The 17103-nt window shown below is 61.6% G+C and carries 15 protein-coding genes; 4 read left to right on the forward strand and 11 right to left on the reverse strand.

Annotated elements, in window-relative coordinates; genetic code table 11:
- Positions 1 to 124 precede the first annotated feature (124 nt).
- The 3 genes from clpB to rluD form a co-directional block, all read right to left on the reverse strand.
- A complete protein-coding gene (gene clpB / locus BT116_RS18100; RefSeq protein ID WP_053125348.1) occupies positions 125 to 2689 on the reverse strand; it encodes an ATP-dependent chaperone ClpB in 2565 nt (854 codons plus the stop codon).
- A gap of 130 nt (positions 2690 to 2819) precedes the next feature.
- Positions 2820 to 3545: a peptidoglycan editing factor PgeF gene (gene pgeF, locus BT116_RS18105; protein ID WP_072346109.1), complete on the reverse strand. Its 726-nt coding sequence runs from the start codon at positions 3543 to 3545 to the stop codon at positions 2820 to 2822.
- Positions 3542 to 4504 (reverse strand): 23S rRNA pseudouridine(1911/1915/1917) synthase RluD, encoded by a 963-nt coding sequence (gene rluD, locus BT116_RS18110; protein WP_072346111.1) that lies wholly within the window; start codon positions 4502 to 4504, stop codon positions 3542 to 3544. Before rluD ends, pgeF begins: the two co-directional genes overlap by 4 nt.
- Positions 4505 to 4654: 150 nt before the next feature.
- Here rluD and BT116_RS18115 point away from each other — a divergent pair, with 150 nt between their 5' ends.
- From BT116_RS18115 to BT116_RS18130, 4 genes are all read left to right on the forward strand, one after another.
- On the forward strand, positions 4655 to 5671 hold the full coding sequence (locus tag BT116_RS18115; RefSeq protein ID WP_072346113.1) for an outer membrane protein assembly factor BamD: 1017 nt from the start codon (positions 4655 to 4657) through the stop codon (positions 5669 to 5671).
- 125 nt (positions 5672 to 5796) lie between these two features.
- Complete coding sequence (locus BT116_RS18120; RefSeq protein ID WP_063324319.1) at positions 5797 to 6030, forward strand: PP0621 family protein; 234 nt, start codon at positions 5797 to 5799, stop codon at positions 6028 to 6030.
- Complete coding sequence (locus BT116_RS18125) at positions 6020 to 7609, forward strand: two-component system sensor histidine kinase NtrB (RefSeq protein ID WP_072346115.1); 1590 nt, start codon at positions 6020 to 6022, stop codon at positions 7607 to 7609. Before BT116_RS18120 ends, BT116_RS18125 begins: the two co-directional genes overlap by 11 nt.
- Positions 7606 to 8952 carry a sigma-54-dependent transcriptional regulator gene (locus BT116_RS18130; protein WP_072346117.1) on the forward strand — a complete coding sequence of 449 codons (1347 nt, stop codon included), beginning with the start codon at positions 7606 to 7608 and terminating at the stop codon, positions 8950 to 8952. Before BT116_RS18125 ends, BT116_RS18130 begins: the two co-directional genes overlap by 4 nt.
- 226 nt (positions 8953 to 9178) lie before the next feature.
- On the opposite strand, the gene BT116_RS18135 is transcribed toward BT116_RS18130, so the two are convergent.
- The 8 genes from BT116_RS18135 to BT116_RS18175 form a co-directional block, all read right to left on the reverse strand.
- Positions 9179 to 9544 carry a DUF6124 family protein gene (locus BT116_RS18135; protein ID WP_072346119.1) on the reverse strand — a complete coding sequence of 122 codons (366 nt, stop codon included), beginning with the start codon at positions 9542 to 9544 and terminating at the stop codon, positions 9179 to 9181.
- Positions 9545 to 10143: 599 nt separating this feature from the next.
- Positions 10144 to 11244, reverse strand: coding sequence for a glycine oxidase ThiO (gene thiO / locus BT116_RS18145; RefSeq protein ID WP_072346121.1), 1101 nt, complete (start codon positions 11242 to 11244; stop codon positions 10144 to 10146).
- A 54-nt stretch (positions 11245 to 11298) separates the two neighbouring features.
- Positions 11299 to 11700 (reverse strand): type IV pilin protein, encoded by a 402-nt coding sequence (locus BT116_RS18150; RefSeq protein ID WP_072346123.1) that lies wholly within the window; start codon positions 11698 to 11700, stop codon positions 11299 to 11301.
- Between the two features lie 11 nt (positions 11701 to 11711).
- Entirely contained in the window at positions 11712 to 14813 is a 3102-nt protein-coding gene (locus tag BT116_RS18155; RefSeq protein WP_072346125.1) for a pilus assembly protein, read from the reverse strand.
- Entirely contained in the window at positions 14800 to 15270 is a 471-nt protein-coding gene (locus tag BT116_RS18160; protein ID WP_371856188.1) for a pilus assembly PilX family protein, read from the reverse strand. The genes BT116_RS18155 and BT116_RS18160 overlap by 14 nt, the downstream gene beginning before the upstream one ends.
- Positions 15271 to 15290: 20 nt before the next feature.
- Entirely contained in the window at positions 15291 to 16007 is a 717-nt protein-coding gene (locus BT116_RS18165) for a PilW family protein (RefSeq protein ID WP_063324311.1), read from the reverse strand.
- Complete coding sequence (gene pilV, locus BT116_RS18170) at positions 16004 to 16465, reverse strand: type IV pilus modification protein PilV (RefSeq protein WP_072346127.1); 462 nt, start codon at positions 16463 to 16465, stop codon at positions 16004 to 16006. The genes BT116_RS18165 and pilV overlap by 4 nt, the downstream gene beginning before the upstream one ends.
- Positions 16462 to 16935: a GspH/FimT family pseudopilin gene (locus tag BT116_RS18175; RefSeq protein ID WP_072346129.1), complete on the reverse strand. Its 474-nt coding sequence runs from the start codon at positions 16933 to 16935 to the stop codon at positions 16462 to 16464. Before BT116_RS18175 ends, pilV begins: the two co-directional genes overlap by 4 nt.
- Positions 16936 to 17103: the final 168 nt, after the last annotated feature.

Here is a 17103-nt window from a genome sequence, read left to right on the forward strand (position 1 = left end):
GAACACCGGCCGTGGCGAGGGAGCTTGCTCGCGCTGGAGCGCGAAGCACTCCTCGCTTTTTGAGGGGCCGCTACGCGACCCAACGGGAGCAAGCTCCCTCGCCACAAAAGCCCAGACAATCGCCTCAGTTGAAGACGATTTCGTCGTTCTCCACTGTACCGGTCACCGTTTCACCCGGCATGAAGCGACCCGACAGGATCAACTGCGCCAGCGGGTTTTCGATCCAGCGCTGGATCGCCCGCTTCAGCGGCCGTGCGCCATAGACCGGGTCGTAACCCACCGCAATCAGCTTGTCCAACGCCTCGTCGCTCAACTGCAGTTTCAGCTCACGCTCGGTGAGGCGACTGCGCAGGCGACCCAACTGGATCTCGGTAATGCCGGCAATCTGATCACGGGCCAATGGCTCGAAGATCACCACCTCGTCGACGCGGTTGATGAACTCCGGCCGGAAGTGCGTAGAGATCGCGTCCATCACCGCCGCGCGCTGCGCCTCGCGGTCGCCCACCAGTTCCTGGATCTGCGTCGAGCCCAGGTTGGAGGTCATCACGATCACCGTGTTGCGGAAGTCCACCGTGCGCCCGTGGCTGTCGGTCAGGCGGCCATCCTCCAGCACCTGCAGCAAAATGTTGAACACATCCGGATGGGCCTTCTCGACCTCATCGAGCAGGATCACCGAGTACGGCTTGCGCCGCACAGCCTCAGTCAGGTAACCGCCCTCTTCATAGCCGACATAGCCCGGTGGCGCACCGATCAGCCGCGCCACGGAGTGCTTCTCCATGAACTCGGACATGTCGATGCGCACCATGGCCTCTTCGGTGTCGAAGAGGAACTCGGCCAGCGCCTTGCACAGTTCGGTTTTACCGACCCCCGTCGGGCCGAGGAACATGAACGAGCCGCTCGGACGGTTAGGGTCCGACAGCCCGGCACGGGAGCGGCGTACGGCATTGGACACTGCCACGACTGCCTCTTCCTGGCCGATCACACGCTGGTGCAGCAGGCTTTCCATCTTCAGCAGCTTGTCGCGCTCGCCTTCGAGCATTTTCGACACCGGAATGCCGGTCCATTTGGAGACCACTTCGGCAATCTCTTCCTCGGTGACCTTGCTGCGCAGCAACTGGTTTTCGCTCTTGCCATGCTGGTCGACCATTTGCAGGCTGCGCTCCAGGTCCGGGATCACCCCGTACTGCAGCTCGGCCATGCGGTTGAGGTCGCCTTTACGACGGGCCGCTTCCAGCTCCTGGCGAGACTGTTCGATCTTCTGCTGGATCTGCGCCGAGCCCTGGACTTCGGCTTTCTCCGAGTTCCAGATTTCCTCGAGGTCGGAATACTCACGCTCGTGACGAACGATCTCTTCCTGCAACCTTTCCAGACGCTTCTTCGCCGCTTCGTCGCTTTCTTTCTTCAGGGCCTGGGATTCGACCTTGAGCTGAATCAGGCGGCGCTCCAACCGATCCAGCACTTCGGGCTTGGAGTCGATTTCCATGCGGATGCGGCTGGCGGCCTCGTCGATCAGGTCGATGGCCTTGTCCGGCAACTGGCGGTCGGTGATGTAGCGGTGGCTGAGCTTGGCCGCCGCGATAATCGCGCCATCGGTGATCGCCACCTTGTGGTGAACTTCGTAGCGTTCTTTGAGGCCGCGCAGGATGGCGATGGTGTCTTCCTCGCTCGGCTCCTCCACCAGCACTTTCTGGAAGCGCCGCTCCAGGGCTGCGTCCTTTTCTATATATTGGCGGTACTCGTTGAGCGTGGTCGCGCCGACGCAGTGCAACTCGCCACGGGCCAACGCAGGCTTGAGCATGTTGCCGGCGTCCATCGAGCCTTCGCCTTTACCCGCACCGACCATGGTGTGCAGTTCGTCGATGAACAGGATGATCTGCCCTTCCTGCTTGGACAGTTCATTGAGCAAAGCCTTGAGCCGTTCTTCGAACTCGCCACGGTACTTGGCACCGGCGATCAAAGCCCCCATGTCCAGGGACAACAGGCGCTTGCCCTTGAGGCCGTCCGGCACTTCGCCGTTGATGATGCGCTGGGCCAGGCCCTCGGCGATGGCGGTTTTACCCACGCCTGGCTCACCGATCAGCACTGGGTTGTTCTTGGTGCGGCGTTGCAGCACCTGGATCGTGCGGCGGATTTCATCGTCGCGACCGATCACCGGGTCGAGCTTGCCTTCCTCGGCGCGCTTGGTCAGGTCGACGGTGTATTTGTCCAGCGCCTGGCGCGACTCCTCGTGGTTGGCATCGTTGACCGCCTCGCCGCCACGCAGGTTGTTGATGGCATTTTCCAGGGCTTTCTTGCTCACCCCTTGGCCGAGCAGCAACTTGCCGAGCTTGCTGTTCTCGTCCATGGCGGCGAGCAGCACCAGCTCGCTGGAAATGAACTGGTCGCCCTTCTGCTGGGCCAGGCGATCGGCCTGGTTGAGCAGCCGCGCCAGGTCCTGGGACATGTTCACGTCACCGGTGGGATTCTGGATCTTGGGTAACTGGTCGAGTTCCTTGGCCAGTTCTTTGCGCAGACTGTTGACGTCAAAGCCAACCTGCATCAGCAGGGGCTTGATGGAGCCGCCCTGCTGTTCGAGCATGGCCTGCATCAAATGCGCCGGTTCGATACCGGGATGGTCCAGGCCGACGGCCAGGGACTGGGCATCGGACAGGGCCAACTGTAATTTGCTGGTTAAACGATCAATACGCATGGGTCACCTTCCTAATGAGCAGGCCGGACCTTGGAAACATCCTGAATGAAGAAACCTGCCAGATACCGTTATAGATGTGGTCGATTCTGGAAGATTCAAGCCGGGCGCCCTTGATACAGATCAGAGAAGTCTAGCGTTCGATCCAGATCAGCGAAGCGAAGCGACCGGTGCGCGGGTTGCGGCGGTAGGAAAAGAAACGAGGGTCGGTCACGGTGCAGAGACCGCCACCGTAGACGGCCGTGACACCACGTGCGGCCAGGCGCAGCCGTGCCAACGCGTAGATATCGGCGAGGAACTTGCCGGCGTTTGGGCTCGCGGCAAAGGCTTGGGCTGCCTGGGGCAGTTGCGCGATGAAGGCTTCACGGACTTCCGGCCCGACTTCAAACGCTTGCGGGCCGATGGCCGGGCCGAGCCAGGCGAGGATTTCATCCGCGGGCACGGCAAGGCTGTCGAGGGTGACTTCCAGCACGCCGTTCGCCAGCCCGCGCCAGCCGGCATGGGCCGCCGCGACGCGGGTGCCGGCACGGTTGCAGAACAGCACAGGCAGGCAGTCCGCCGTCATCGCGGTGCAGGCGATACCGGGCGTGTCGGTCCAACTGGCATCGGCGGTCGCCACCTGGGCCGGATCAGCCTCGACCACGGCAATGCCGTGGACCTGCTGTAGCCAGGCCGGGGTGATAGCGAATTGATCGGTGAGGCGACGACGGTTTTCGGCCACGGCCGCAGGATCGTCGCCCACATGATCGCCCAGGTTGAGGCTGTCGAACGGCACCAGGCTGACGCCGCCCCCACGGGTGGTGACGCAGGCCTTGACCCGGGCCGGCGCGGGCCAGTCGGGTATCAGCCAGTCACTCATCCGATGAACGCCTCGCGGTCCTGCTTGAGCAATGTCAGCAGCCAGACGAAGTCATCCGGCAACGGCGACTCCCAGCTCATGCGCTTGCCGGTCGTCGGATGATCCAGCTCCAGGAAACGTGCATGCAACGCCTGGCGCGGGAAATTCTTCAGCGATTCGACCATGGTCTGGCTGGCAGCCGGCGGAATGCGGAAACGACCGCCATAGGCCGGGTCGCCCACCAACGGGAAGTTGATGTGGGCCATGTGCACACGGATCTGGTGGGTCCGGCCGGTTTCCAGCTTGACCCGCACATGGGTGTGGGAGCGGAAACGCTCGAGCACACGATAATGGCTGACCGCCTGCTTGCCGCCCTCCATCACCGCCATGCGTTGGCGCTGCTGGCCGTGACGACCGATAGGGGCGTTGATCTTGCCACCGGCGGTGACGACCCCGATCACGATGCATTCATAGATACGGCTGACGCTGCGGCTTTGCAGCTGCGTGACCAGCTGTGTCTGCGCCTGGATGGTCTTGGCTACCACCATCAGACCGGTGGTGTCCTTGTCCAGGCGATGGACGATGCCGGCACGCGGCACATTGATAATGTCCGGTACGTGGTGCAGCAAGGCATTGAGCAAGGTGCCATCAGCATGCCCAGCCGCCGGGTGCACCACCAGGCCCGCAGGCTTGTTGATCACCAGGATGTCTTCGTCTTCATAGACGATTTCCAGGGCGATGTCCTGGGCGACCCATTCTCCCTGGGCCTCCTGTTCGGCAGTCAGCTCGAGAATGGCACCGCCATGGACGATGTCGCGCGGGCGGATCACCGCCCCATCCACAGTCAGGCGGCCGTCCTTGATCCAGGCGGAAAGGCGCGAGCGAGAGTGCTCGGCAAAGAGTTGTGCGGCGACTTGATCGAGGCGTTGGCCGCCCAATTCGGACGGCACCTCTGCGCGAAGTTCTATTTTATCGGACATGCTCGGACTGGGCGTCGGCACAGCCTTTGGTTTCGGCTGCGCGCTTGTGGTTAAATACGGCGTCTTTTGCCCCGAGGCTTTCAACGGGGCGCTCATCATAACAGGACGGCCCCGCCCAAGACAGCGGCCGTCATAGGGACGCAAGCCGCCATGCAAGTGAAACACCTGCTGCTGATCGCCATCCTCGCATTGACTGCTGCTTGCTCGTCGAAGGAAGTCGTAGACGAAAACCTGAGCGAAGTCGAACTGTACCAACAGGCGCAGAACGACCTGGACAACAACAGCTATACCAGCGCCACTGCCAAGCTGAAGGCGCTGGAGTCGCGGTATCCGTTCGGTCGCTACGCCGATCAGGCCCAGCTGGAGCTGATCTACGCCAACTACAAGAACGCCGAGCCGGAAGCAGCCAAGTCCGCCGCCGAGCGTTTCATTCGCCTGCACCCGCAGCACCCGAATGTCGATTACGCCTATTACCTCAAGGGCCTGACCTCCTTCGACCAGGACGTCGGCCTGCTGGCGCGCTTCCTGCCGCTGGACATGACCAAGCGTGACCCGGGCGCTGCGCGCGACTCCTACAATGAGTTCGCCCAACTGACCAGCCGCTTCCCCAACAGCCGCTACTCGCCGGACGCCAAGCAGCGCATGATCTACCTGCGCAACCTGCTGGCCTCCTATGAAATCCACGTGGCCGACTACTACCTGACGCGTCAGGCCTACGTCGCCGCCGCCAACCGTGGCCGCTACGTAGTGGAAAACTTCCAGGAAACCCCTTCGGTGGGTGATGGCCTGGCCGTGATGACCGAAGCCTACCAGCGCCTGCACCTGGACGACCTGGCGGCCACCAGCCTGGAAACCCTCAAGCTGAACTACCCGGATCACCCATCCCTGGTCGATGGCCAGTTCACCCCGCGGGTCGACGAAGCGGACAACCGTTCGTGGCTGAGCAAGGCGACCCTGGGCCTGATCGAGTCCCGTCCTCCTCTGCCGCCAGGCGAGACACGCGCCAACCAGGACGTACAGCGCCAGTTCCAGGATGCCAAGGAAGCCATCCCGAACGAACTCAAGCCAAAGGATGAAAATGGCGACGTGATCGAGGAAGAAGAGCCTGAAAGCGAGTCCAGCGACCGCTCCTGGTTCAGCCACCTGACCTTTGGTCTGTTCGACTGAGACCCAAGGCATTCAAAAAAGGGAGACCCGACGGTCTCCCTTTTTTTGTGCCTGGGTTTATTGCGCTGTGCGCCGTTCCTGTCCTTGGCTAAACTGCCTGATCTCTAGCCAAAAAGCCGCCCATCATGCTTCGTTTACTGTTCTGGATCGCCCTGATTGCCGCCGCGGTATGGTTCTGGCGCAAGTTCAAGAGCACCTCATCCGCGCCGAACGCTCCCCGGGAGCAGGACGCACCGCCCATGGTTCGTTGCGCCCATTGCGGCGTCCACCTGCCCCGTGACCGGGCCCTGGCCCTCGAACAACAATGGTATTGCAGCCAGGCTCATCTCGAGCAAGGCCCGGGCACTCGTGATCGCTGAGGCCTCAAGCCCACGCGAAAAACAGGCGCAGCGCCTGCTGCGTCTCTATCACCTGTATCGCCTGAGCATCGGCATCACCCTGGTGCTGCTGATCTCCAGCAAGCTGGACAACCGCCTGCTGGAGTTCGCCAACGACGACCTGCTGCGCAACGGCAGTTGGTTGTACCTGGTGCTGAACATCCTGCTGGTGGTGTTCCTTGAGAACACTCGCCGCCCCGCCCGGCTGTTCGGCCTGGCCCTCACCGACGTTCTGCTGCTTTCGTGGCTGTTCTTCGCCGCGGGCGGTGTGCCCAGTGCCATCGGCAACCTGCTCATTGTCTCGGTAGCCATCGGCAATACGCTGTTGCGAAGCCGGGTCGGCCTGTTGATCGCCGCTGTCGCCACGATCGGTATCGTCGGGTCGACTTTTTTCCTCGGCCTGAGCGATTCGAACCGTCCCAGCAGTTATCTGCAAGCCGGCACCCTCGGGGCACTGTGTTTTGCCGCCGCCCTGCTGGTACAGGGCCTGACCCGGCGACTGGAAGCCAGTGAAACCCTGGCCGAGCAACGGGCCAGCGAGGTGATCGGCCTCGAAGCGCTCAATGCACTGATCCTGCAACGCATGCGCACCGGTATCCTGGTGCTCGACCGCGAGCGGCGCGTGCAATTGGCCAACGAAAGCGCCTTGAACCTGCTGGGCATACACGACCTGGTCGGCCAGCGAATCGATGACTATTGCACCGCCCTGGTCGAACGCCTGCAATTGTGGCTGAACAACCCCAGCCTGCGTCCCCCCAGCCTGACCGTGACCGGCACAGGCCTGACCCTGCAACCGAGCTTCATCGCCTTGGGGCATTACGATCAGCAGCAGTTGCTGGTATTCCTTGAGGACCTGGCCCAGGTTGCGCAGCAGGCCCAGCAACTGAAACTCGCGTCCCTCGGGCGCCTCACAGCTGGCATCGCCCATGAAATCCGCAATCCCTTGGGCGCCATCAGCCATGCAGCGCAATTACTGCGCGAATCCGAGGAACTGAACAACGCGGATCGGCGTCTGACGCAGATTATTCAAGATCACTCCCAACGAATGAACCGCGTCATTGAAAACGTCCTGCAGCTGTCTCGTCGCCAGCAAACCACCCCCCAACGCCTCGACCTGCGGACCTGGCTCGACCAGTTCGTCCGGCAGGCCCGCGAAAGCATGGCCGAGCACCAGCACTTGCACCTGAGCATCGACCCGGGTGACTACACCACGCTGATGGACCCCGACCAATTGACCCAGATACTCGACAACCTGCTGCGCAACGCCTGGCGCCACAGCGCCATGGTCCACGAACAGGCCGAGGCCTGGCTGAAACTGTTCATCGACCCCCACAGCCAGTTATCCACCCTGGACATCATCGACAACGGCCCTGGCGTGACGCCAGAGCAGCAGGCACATTTGTTCGAACCCTTCTTCACCACCAGCAGCCAGGGCACCGGCCTTGGGCTCTATCTGTCCCGTGAGCTGTGCGAAAGCAACCAGGCCCGCCTAGACTTCAAACCACGCCAAGGCGGCGGTTGCTTTCGCATCACCTTTGCTCACGGACGGAAACAGATTTGAATACACGCTCACGGCAACGAATCCTGATCGTCGATGACGAACCGGACATCCGCGAACTCCTGGACATCACCCTGGGCCGGATGAAACTCGACACCCGCAGCGCCAAGAACCTCGCCGAAGCCCAGAACCTGCTGGCCGGCGAGGCCTTCGACCTGTGCCTGACCGACATGCGCCTGCCCGACGGCACCGGCCTGGAACTGGTGCAACACATCCAGCAACGTTACCCCCAGCTCCCCGTGGCAATGATCACCGCCTACGGCAGCCTGGAAACCGCCATCGACGCCCTCAAGGCCGGCGCCTTCGACTTTCTGACCAAACCGGTAGACCTGGGTCGGCTGCGGGAGCTGGTCACCAGTGCCCTGCGCCTGCCGCCGGTCGCCACACCTGGCACCACCCTCGAGCGCAGCCTGCTGGGCGACTCGCCACCCATGCTCAGCGTGCGCAAGCAGATCGAAAAACTCGCCCGCAGCCAGGCACCGGTGTACATCAGCGGAGAATCGGGCTGCGGCAAGGAACTGGTCGCCCGGCTGATCCACGAACAAGGCCCCCGTGCCAACCTGCCCTTTGTACCGGTCAACTGTGGGGCAATTCCCACGGAACTGATGGAAAGTGAATTTTTCGGCCATCGAAAAGGCAGCTTCAGCGGCGCCATCGAGGACAAGCCAGGTTTGTTCCAGGCCGCCCATGGCGGGACCTTGTTCCTCGATGAAGTGGCCGACCTGCCCTTGGCGATGCAGGTCAAACTGTTGCGGGCGATCCAGGAAAAGGCCGTGCGCGCTGTTGGCGGCCAGCAGGAAGAAGTGGTGGACGTGCGCATCCTCTGCGCGACCCACAAGGATCTGGACGGCGAAGTGGCCGCCGGGCGCTTTCGCCAGGACCTGTACTATCGGCTGAACGTCATCGAACTGCGCGTCCCGCCATTGCGTGAACGCCGCGAAGACATCGAGCTGCTGGCCAATCACATGCTTGAGCGCCTGGCAGCCAACACAGGCAGTCCACCGGTCAAGTTGCATCCCCAGGCGCTGGACGCTCTCAGGAGTTACCGCTTCCCGGGCAACGTGCGTGAACTGGAGAACATGCTCGAACGGGCCTACACCCTTTGCGAACAGCAGCAGATCGAAGCGGATGACCTGCGTTTGGCCGAGGGCAATGGCAGCTCTGAGGCGGGCAACCCCGACTTGATGCAGGTCGATAACCTGGAAGACTACCTGGAAGACGTCGAACGCAAGCTGATCCTCCAGGCCCTGGAGGAAACCCGCTGGAACCGCACGGCGGCGGCGCAGCGGTTGAAGTTGTCGTTTCGGTCGATGCGGTATCGGTTGAAGAAATTGGGGTTGGATTGAGCATGTGGCCCGCTCAGCTCAACCAATGGCTGGGGCTGCACCGAATGGCTGGGTCTACACCGAACTGTGTGGCGAGGGGATTTATCCCCGCTGGGCTGCGCAGCAGCCCCGAACCTGGCACCTCGGTGTATCAGGTTGTTTGAGTAGCTGCTTTTTGGGGCTGCTTCGCAGCCCAACGGGGATAAATCCCCTCACCACAGGTGCTGTGTTCGCCTTGGCAGCTTTTCTAGCCCTCCGCCACCGGCACCTGCTCGTCCAGCACACGATTGGCTAGCAACTCGCTCAGTTCGATCAACTGCTGCACGCCCAATGCAACATGCCGTCGCGAGCCGTCGAGTTCGAAGGCCAGGTCGCTGATTGTTGCGCTGGCTGAGGCCAGGGTTTCGCTGAGGTTGGCGAGGAGGCATTCGGTGTCGATGCCTTCCACGACGGTGAATAGCTGGTTCGAGGGTGGTTTCTTTTTGGCTTCAGGCTTTGGGGCTAGGTAATAGTCGAGGGCGCGCTTGGCGGCTTCGTCGAGCTTTTTGGGGTTGAGGCTGGAATTGGGAGAAGCGTTATTGGTTTCTGAAGGTGATGGAGGTTTGTTACACATTGCGGTACTCCAAAGGGGGAATGGACTACCAAGTTTTCGGGCCGCGACGCCCGATCGCTGAATTGGCAGCGACGGGAGAAGGTTAGCTAGAGCCCTTCCCACTCGGCAACCGCCAGAGATCGTCGGAAAATTCATCTCGATTCAGAATTTTGTCCGACCTTTCTCACAAATCTGGTTTGGCTGTCAGGGCATCGGGAGTGTGTATATCCGTTTCTGCGGTAACGGCCACTTAGGGTTCCGCCCTGACGGCGGGTCACTTTCGAAAAGCGCGAAAGTAACCAAAGCGCTTCTGCCCCACCACTCGGCACCTCGCCTAGGCTCGGTGTGCCCTCACTCCGGCATTGCTCCGTGGGCCGCCGCGAAGGGCCATCCATGGCCCAGCGCGGCTATCCCGGCATCCATGCCAGGATGCCCACTGCGCAATGCCTGCGTTCGGGCATGCCGAGCCCTAGCGAGGCACCGAGTGGTGGGGCTAAAGCGTTTTGCTTACTTTTGCGCTTTTCAAAAGTGAGACGCCGTAAGGGCGGAACCCTAAGTGGCCGTTACCGCAGGAATGGATATGTACTCGGCCAACAAAATCCCCAAGCCAAAGCCGAACCTTACAACCGCCCCGCCGGCGCATAAGGCGCAGGATCAATCACCGCCTCCCGCCCCAACATCAGGTCCGTAAACAACCGACACGAAGCCGGCGCCAACACCAACCCATTGCGATAATGCCCACAATTCAACCACAGCCCCGCAACCCCCGGCACTTCGCCGATATAGGGAATGCCCTCTGGCGACCCCGGCCGCAGCCCAGCCCAATGCCCAACCACCTCAGCCCCCGCCAGCGCCGGAATCAACTGCTGCGCCGAAGCCTTCAGGCTGTCCAGGGCAGCATCGGTCGGCGTCTTGTCGAAGCCCTCACGCTCCAGCGTACTGCCGACCAGGATATGCCCATCGCGACGCGGGATGGCATAACGCCCCTTGGCCAACACCATGCTCGACAGAAAATCCGACGCACACTTGTACAAAATCATCTGGCCCTTGACCGGCTCGACCGGCAACTTCAGCCCCAGCGTCTTGAGCAACTCACCGCTCCAAGCACCTGCGGCCAGCACCACCTGGTCGCCACGTATCGGGCCCGCCGAACTGTCCACCCCGATCACAGTCGCCCCCTCGCGAATGAACCCACTGACTTCACAGTGCTCATGAACCGTGACGTTGGGCAGCGCCAGCAAGGCCGCCTTGAGGGATTTCACCAAACGAGGATTACGCACGTTGGCCACATCGGCCATGTAGATCGCCCGGGAAAAACCAGGACCCAGTACCGGTACAGCATCATGAACAGCAGAGATATCCACAGCTCGCAGCGGGCGCCCTTCCCGCTCAGCCCAGGCCAGTGCCTCATCCTGATCGTCCAGGTCCAGCCAATACAGGCCAGTGACATGCACTTGCGGATCAATCCCGGTCGCCGCGAATAAACGCTCGCCTAGCTGTGGATAAAAATCCTGCGACCAATGGGCCAGCGCGGTGACCGCTGGGCTATAGCGCCACGGGTACAACGGCGACACGATACCGCCGCCGGCCCAGGACGACTCCTGGCCGAGACTGGAACGGTCCAGCAACACCACACGCTGCCCTTCGGACGCCAGATTGAACGCCGTCAGCAGGCCAATGACTCCGCCGCCGACAATCACCACTTGCTGTTGCCTGGTCATGTTTTGATTCGACTCATAAGACAGAGGGCGCAAGCGTGCACCCGAATAAAAAACTCAGCGGCCCCAGCAATCCTTGGCGGTCAGCCCTGCAGCCTGGTTGACCATGTCTCGCGTGCCTGTGTTGTTGATCCTGAAATCACCGCATTTGTCCGTGGCCATGGACGAACCGCTCTTGCGCACGGCGGTCAGGGTGAAGCTCTGGTCCGTCAATGCCTGGGTAATGGTATAGAAATCATTGCCGCTACTCAGGCCGGTCGCATTGGTGTAGACGTTATTCTTCGAGTAGTAGCGCTCGAGAATCTGCGCCTGCTGCGCCAACAACCCAGCAATTTCGGTACGTCGGCCCTTCTTCATGTATTCGGTCAGGCTCGGATAGCCGACGGTGATCACGATACCGATGATCGCAATCACGATCATGATTTCGATCAAGGTGAAACCTCGGTTGGATCTGCGCATGCCTTGCCTCTTCATTGTATTTGTCGCCACATGATGCGGCGGCTGCCGCCCACGGATTTTTCCAGCAGTTCGGTGATGTTGCCGCTGGAGTCGTTGACGATCATGTTGGTGGCCCCGCTGGCGCTGACGACGGCGCTCAAGGTCGGGATTCCACCCGTGAAGACCACCCCGCTGGAAATCGTGTCGGAGCTGTTGATCGTGCCATCGCCGTTGGTATCGAGCACCGCATAGTTGAGCATCTTACCGTTGAACGCATCCAATTCGATCAGTTTGCCGGTACCGAAGCTGGCACAAGGATCGGTAGTGTCCACGGCGGCCGTGGTAAAGACCACGCGCCCGCTCACCAGATTGGCCGAGTTGATCACCCGCTCCCCGGTCAGCGCATTGTTGTACACCAACGGCAGGTACCAACCCTTTTTCGTCGGGTAAGCCACGTCGGTCTGGCTGGTCGTCACGAACTGCCCCGTGCCGCCCGAGAACACCCCCGTGATCGACTGGGCTTGCAGGTTCGACACGGTGATTTGCCCGGCACCGCCGGTGGCGTCCCATATCGAATAGAACCCTTGCAGGTCCTTGTTGAGTTTATCCGCCGTTTCGTTGAACTTGCCGGTCCCGAAAAACACCTGGGTACCGCCCTGCGGGTTGTCCGCCAGCAGCGGTTGAACGGTGATCGGCTGAGTCGCCCCACCGGAGGTGGTGAACAACGGCTGGCCGGCAAACGCCACCCCCCAAGCAGTCGGGGAAGTACCACTGAGGTCGAACTTCCACAGCCGCCCTCTCAAGTCACCACCGTACGCAGCCTGCACCACATTCTGGGAGTTGACCCGCAGCTTGACCGACGACAAGCCATTACCGGTCTCGCTGCTGTTGATGACGATTTTCCTGATCAACGAGCCGTCGCGGATATCCACCACGTACAGCGCCGCGACACCGCTATTGCTGCCGTAGCCGTTGGAGATGAACGCCGCCCAGCGCCCATCCGCCAGGCGGGCGACTTCGGGGCGGGCGTAGGCGTAGCCCAGGTCATTGAAAGCGTTGGCCGTGTTGGCAACGGCCGGTGCGCTGATTTCCCACAGCGCCCGATACGCATTGCCCGCCGCCGCGTCGAACAACTGGACCGCGAAGAACGTCTTGCCTCCGGCCCCGGTGCCACCCAGGGCCACCGTCTTCCAGGCGCTTCCCGATTGCGTATCGAATACGCCGATCTGGCCATCCACTAGGAACTTGTGGCTCACGCCATTGACGTAGTTGATGTCGGCAATGTTCTCCAGCTGTGGCAGCACGCTCGATGGCATATAGGCGTAACGCCGCGTACCGTTGGCGCTGTTGATGACACTGAAAAAACCGTCGTTGGCGTTCACCACCAGGTTGGCGCTCATGTTCGTCGCCTTGGTCGTCAGATACGTGCTGTAGCTGGTGTCGTTGAGCAAATCCGCGGCGGTCTGTTCATTGGGTGATGCCAGCACCAACGGCGAGTTGATGATGTCCCCCAGCAACACATTGCGCACCTTCAAGCCGGTTTTATTGACGCCCTTGCTCCACTCCACCAGATCGTTGCCGGTGATTCCCGTAGGCAGGTTCTGGCTGAGGCTGGTTTGTTGGGCCGGTGAGAAGTTGGTGTAGGCCAGGGTGACCGGCACGTTGGTCGCGGTATTCCACGACTGATAAATCGGCGCCGTGGCGCCGGGCACGATGGCCGTGTCGGTGGTCCATTGCACCGCGGCCCTGTTGACCGTGCCTGCCGAAGTGAAGCCGAACGCGCGGATGGTGCCGCGCCAGTCCTTGGGGTCATACGTGGTCTGGTAGTAACTGGAGGTGCTGGACAACGTGGCGGCATTGGTCGTGCCAGCGCCCCCGGACCCGGCCTTGGAGGTGATGTCGCTCAGGGCTGAGGCCAACGCCGAGTTGAGGCCTTCGCTGTCGGTCGCCTGGTAATACTTGCCTGCGCCATAGCGGGCGGCGTCGGACAGCATTTGATTGGTGGCGGTAAAGCCCACGGTGTAGGTGTTCAGGTACTGCCGGGTGAAATCCGTGGCGTTCCAGCTCTGGCCGGTGGCATCGGTGCCAGTGGAGCGCATGTCGATGTCGAAGGCGAACTTGGCGATGTCGTCCAGGTACAGCGTATCGCCCTCGCCGTCCCCAGTGGGATTGTCACCATCGTTGGTGCTGATGCCATCCCAGTTCGGCAGCCGCGAACCACCCAGTGGGTCGTTGGTGGGGAATGTCCGGTCATAGGTGGGCAACCCGTCGGTGATCACGACGCCGAAGTTCTTCTGGCATCGATACTGGATCGGGCTGGTGTAGGTGGTCGGTGTGCTGTTGTAGTACGGCGCCATGCCCCTGAAGTAACGGGTGACTTCGTAATAGCTTTCGGCCAACGGCGTATTCGCGACGGCGCCCAGGGCGTTGATGGCGCTGATCAGGGCAGTGTAGTTGCTGTTGGCCTGGGTCTGGGTCACGCTGCCGCTGACCGGTGACAGGTCGCTGACGGCGCGGGCGATGTAGCCACCCGGACCGGAATTGCTGCTGTTGGGCGGGTTGAACGTGGCGAGGCCAATGCGCAAGGCGCGATTGCTGGTGACCAGGTCGTTGGACACATCCCGGGCGACGTTGATTCGATAGTCGTTGGGAATCGTGCCCGTGGTGAAGTCGCGGTTCGAGCCGTTGGCCAGGGTCAGCAGATAGGCCAGGTATTTTGTGGTGTAGCGAGTGTTGCCGCCGCCCACCGGGTCCGGCAGGCGCAGGCAGACCCGGCCAAGGTTACCCCGGTAGAAACCATACCAGCCGCTCGTGCAACCGCCACGGAGCAGGCTGACCAGCAAGACGTTCCCATCGTCGGGATCCAGCAGCACGCCCCCGTTACAGTTGGAGCTGGAGTTACAGTAGCTAACCGCTGGACGCGACACGGTCGGATCGAACCCCGCCGCCCAGATAATGTTGTTCATGCTCCCCGAATCATCGATCAGCAGCATCACGTTCGGCGTAACCGCAGCCGCACTCAACAGCGGCGAATCCGAGGGCGTGAACGCATAGGCCGGGGCCGCCAGGTAAAGGCTGAGCAACGCGCCCCACAGCGCCTGCCTCCAATTGCGGCGCACCTTAGTACTTCGCATAAATGCTCTCCACCACGCTGCGCTGGTTATTGCCCACCACCGCCACCGCCGTGATCCGGTACAACGTCGCCGAGGTATTGACCGGCACGTTGACCGCAGCAAGCGTAGTACCGATGTTCTGCACGCCATAAAACCCGCCGGCAGCGGCAACCCAGAGCACTCCCGACGACGAATTGCGCCCCGCCGCCGTGATGGTCGCCGACTCGGCCGGCGGCGCGCATTGAGTCGCGGTGGTACAGACCGCCAGTGAATAGGTCTCGACCTGCACCGCACTCTCACCCATCCTCAACGCAGCCTCGGCGATCTGGAAGGACTGGTTGCGTTGCATGACGCTGCTGGTCATCTTTTCCTGGAGCGTGGCGCTCTGCATCGACGACAGGCCGATCAGCGTCAGCAGCAACAGGAACACCAGGCTGACCAGCAGTGCCATGCCATGCTGGCGATGCTTGAGATCCATCGAACTCATCGATCGCCCCCTCATAGAAGCCGGTTGCGCAAGGCGGCAACTACATTGAAGGTCTGCTCGCGTACCGTGTTCCTTGGATCAAAGAGCGTCAGGCTCAGGCGCACGCTGCGGATCAGTGCCGGGTCTGCCGGGTTGCCGGTGTAGCTTGACGCGGCGATGTCCGTGGCGCTGGCGGCCACGCCAAACGTCACGTCGAATGCCCGAACGTTGTCCACCAGCACCGACAGGGTCGGCGGATTGGCGGTGCCGCTGCCCAACAGCAATTGGTTGTTGTTGAAGCTGTAGACCAGCCGACGGATCGGGAAGGCCAACTGCCCCGTCGCCGGCACCCGCGCGTTCGAGTAGGCCGTCGCCGAGGTACGGCAATCGGAGACGACGGTCCAGGTCGGCGCGCTACCGCCATTCCCAATGTCCGCGGTGACCAGGGTCAACCTCCGGTTGGCGTTATCCCAACGGATTGGAGTGGTCTGGCTGGCAGCGAAACTGTTATCCGTTGAGGCATCGATGATGGTCCCCACGCAACCGAACATGCCCACCATGCGAATTTCCTGGACCATTTTGCTCAAGGCAAACCGCGCATCCTCCTGAATCACCGCGGCGGCATTCTGGCTGACGTAGGTATTTTTGGCGGCAATGAAAATCTGCACGACGCCCAGCACGACGATCAGGCTGAGCACCAGCGCGATCATCAACTCAATCAGGCCGAATCCCCGGCAATGCCGGTTCATGGCGGCGTCCCCACCGGATCGACGGCGACACGGCTGGTCAGCACAAAGCTGCGTCGCGCCTCGGCCGCGTCGGTGGTGTTGGCGGCCCGGGCGTCGTCCCAGGAAATGGTGATGGTGTAGACCCGCTGGTTCAGCGCAATGGTGCCCGTGGCTGTGGCGCCGCCGAAGGCAACGATGTTGGTCTTGAAATCGTAGAGGTCCTGGTCCCGGGCCACGTTGAGGTTCGGCGAGCTGGGCGGTGTGATGGTGTAGTCGGCGCCGGAGTTGGCGCGAATGCGGTCCAGCAGGTCGTAGGCAATGAAACTGGCCTGGCTGGTCATGCGCGAACTGTCGGTGTACTTGAGCGCATTGAGCTGGATCATCGCCGCCCCCAGCAAACCCACACCGAGGATCAGCACCGCCACCAGCACTTCGATCAGCGTCATGCCTGCCTGCGCCCTGTTACTGCAACCCTTCATCCGCAACTTCCACCCAATACGATTCGTCCATTGAGGCAAACATTCAGCGTCCGGCTCTGCGCCCCCCTTACATAATTGAAACTCACCGGTGTGGCCGGGGCCGACAACCCACCGAGGTTGTTGAAATCAATATTGCTCACCTCTGAGGTTAGCGTCAGAGTCGCGCCGCTGCTCATCGCTGGAACAACCCGCAATACAGTGGGCGACGAGCCAGTACTGTCGTACACCGTGAGTTCGCTGCTCCAGGCCGCGCCGTCGACCGTGGGGCGAATTCGAGTGGTGGTACCTCGATCGATCGCCTCCATCCGGGCGAAGTTCAATGCCCGGCGCAGATCGCCGATCTCGGTGTCAGCCTTGGTGCTCTGCATCGACCCGGTAAACGCCGGTACCGCCATGGTGATCAGGATCAGCAGCACGCCCAAGGCCACCAGCACCTCGATCAGCGTGAAACCTTTTGTACGAAGATCCATCGATGCCCTCCGTTGCCGTCGGCTATACCTGCTTGTACACGCTAGAACAAACCACTGCCGTGTGCCCAATACTGCCCTCTGTGGTGAGGGGATTTATCCCCGCTGGGCTGCGCAGCAGCCCCAATGAAGCTGATTACGATCCAACCTGACACCGTGCGGAGGTTGGTC

Origin of the sequence: Pseudomonas sp. NFACC16-2, assembly GCF_900119205.1 — a bacterium.
GTDB classification, from domain to species: Bacteria; Pseudomonadota; Gammaproteobacteria; order Pseudomonadales; family Pseudomonadaceae; genus Aquipseudomonas; species Aquipseudomonas fluorescens_Q.

Coding starts and splice junctions, on each gene's coding strand:
- clpB (WP_053125348.1), bottom strand. CDS start 2,689: ATGCGTATTGATCGTTTAACCAGCAAATTACAGTTGGCCCTGTCCGAT.
- pgeF (WP_072346109.1), bottom strand. CDS start 3,545: ATGAGTGACTGGCTGATACCCGACTGGCCCGCGCCGGCCCGGGTCAAG.
- rluD (WP_072346111.1), bottom strand. CDS start 4,504: ATGTCCGATAAAATAGAACTTCGCGCAGAGGTGCCGTCCGAATTGGGC.
- BT116_RS18115 (WP_072346113.1), top strand. CDS start 4,655: ATGCAAGTGAAACACCTGCTGCTGATCGCCATCCTCGCATTGACTGCT.
- BT116_RS18120 (WP_063324319.1), top strand. CDS start 5,797: ATGCTTCGTTTACTGTTCTGGATCGCCCTGATTGCCGCCGCGGTATGG.
- BT116_RS18135 (WP_072346119.1), bottom strand. CDS start 9,544: ATGTGTAACAAACCTCCATCACCTTCAGAAACCAATAACGCTTCTCCC.
- thiO (WP_072346121.1), bottom strand. CDS start 11,244: ATGACCAGGCAACAGCAAGTGGTGATTGTCGGCGGCGGAGTCATTGGC.
- BT116_RS18150 (WP_072346123.1), bottom strand. CDS start 11,700: ATGCGCAGATCCAACCGAGGTTTCACCTTGATCGAAATCATGATCGTG.
- BT116_RS18155 (WP_072346125.1), bottom strand. CDS start 14,813: ATGCGAAGTACTAAGGTGCGCCGCAATTGGAGGCAGGCGCTGTGGGGC.
- BT116_RS18160 (WP_371856188.1), bottom strand. CDS start 15,270: ATGGATCTCAAGCATCGCCAGCATGGCATGGCACTGCTGGTCAGCCTG.
- BT116_RS18165 (WP_063324311.1), bottom strand. CDS start 16,007: ATGAACCGGCATTGCCGGGGATTCGGCCTGATTGAGTTGATGATCGCG.
- pilV (WP_072346127.1), bottom strand. CDS start 16,465: ATGAAGGGTTGCAGTAACAGGGCGCAGGCAGGCATGACGCTGATCGAA.
- BT116_RS18175 (WP_072346129.1), bottom strand. CDS start 16,935: ATGGATCTTCGTACAAAAGGTTTCACGCTGATCGAGGTGCTGGTGGCC.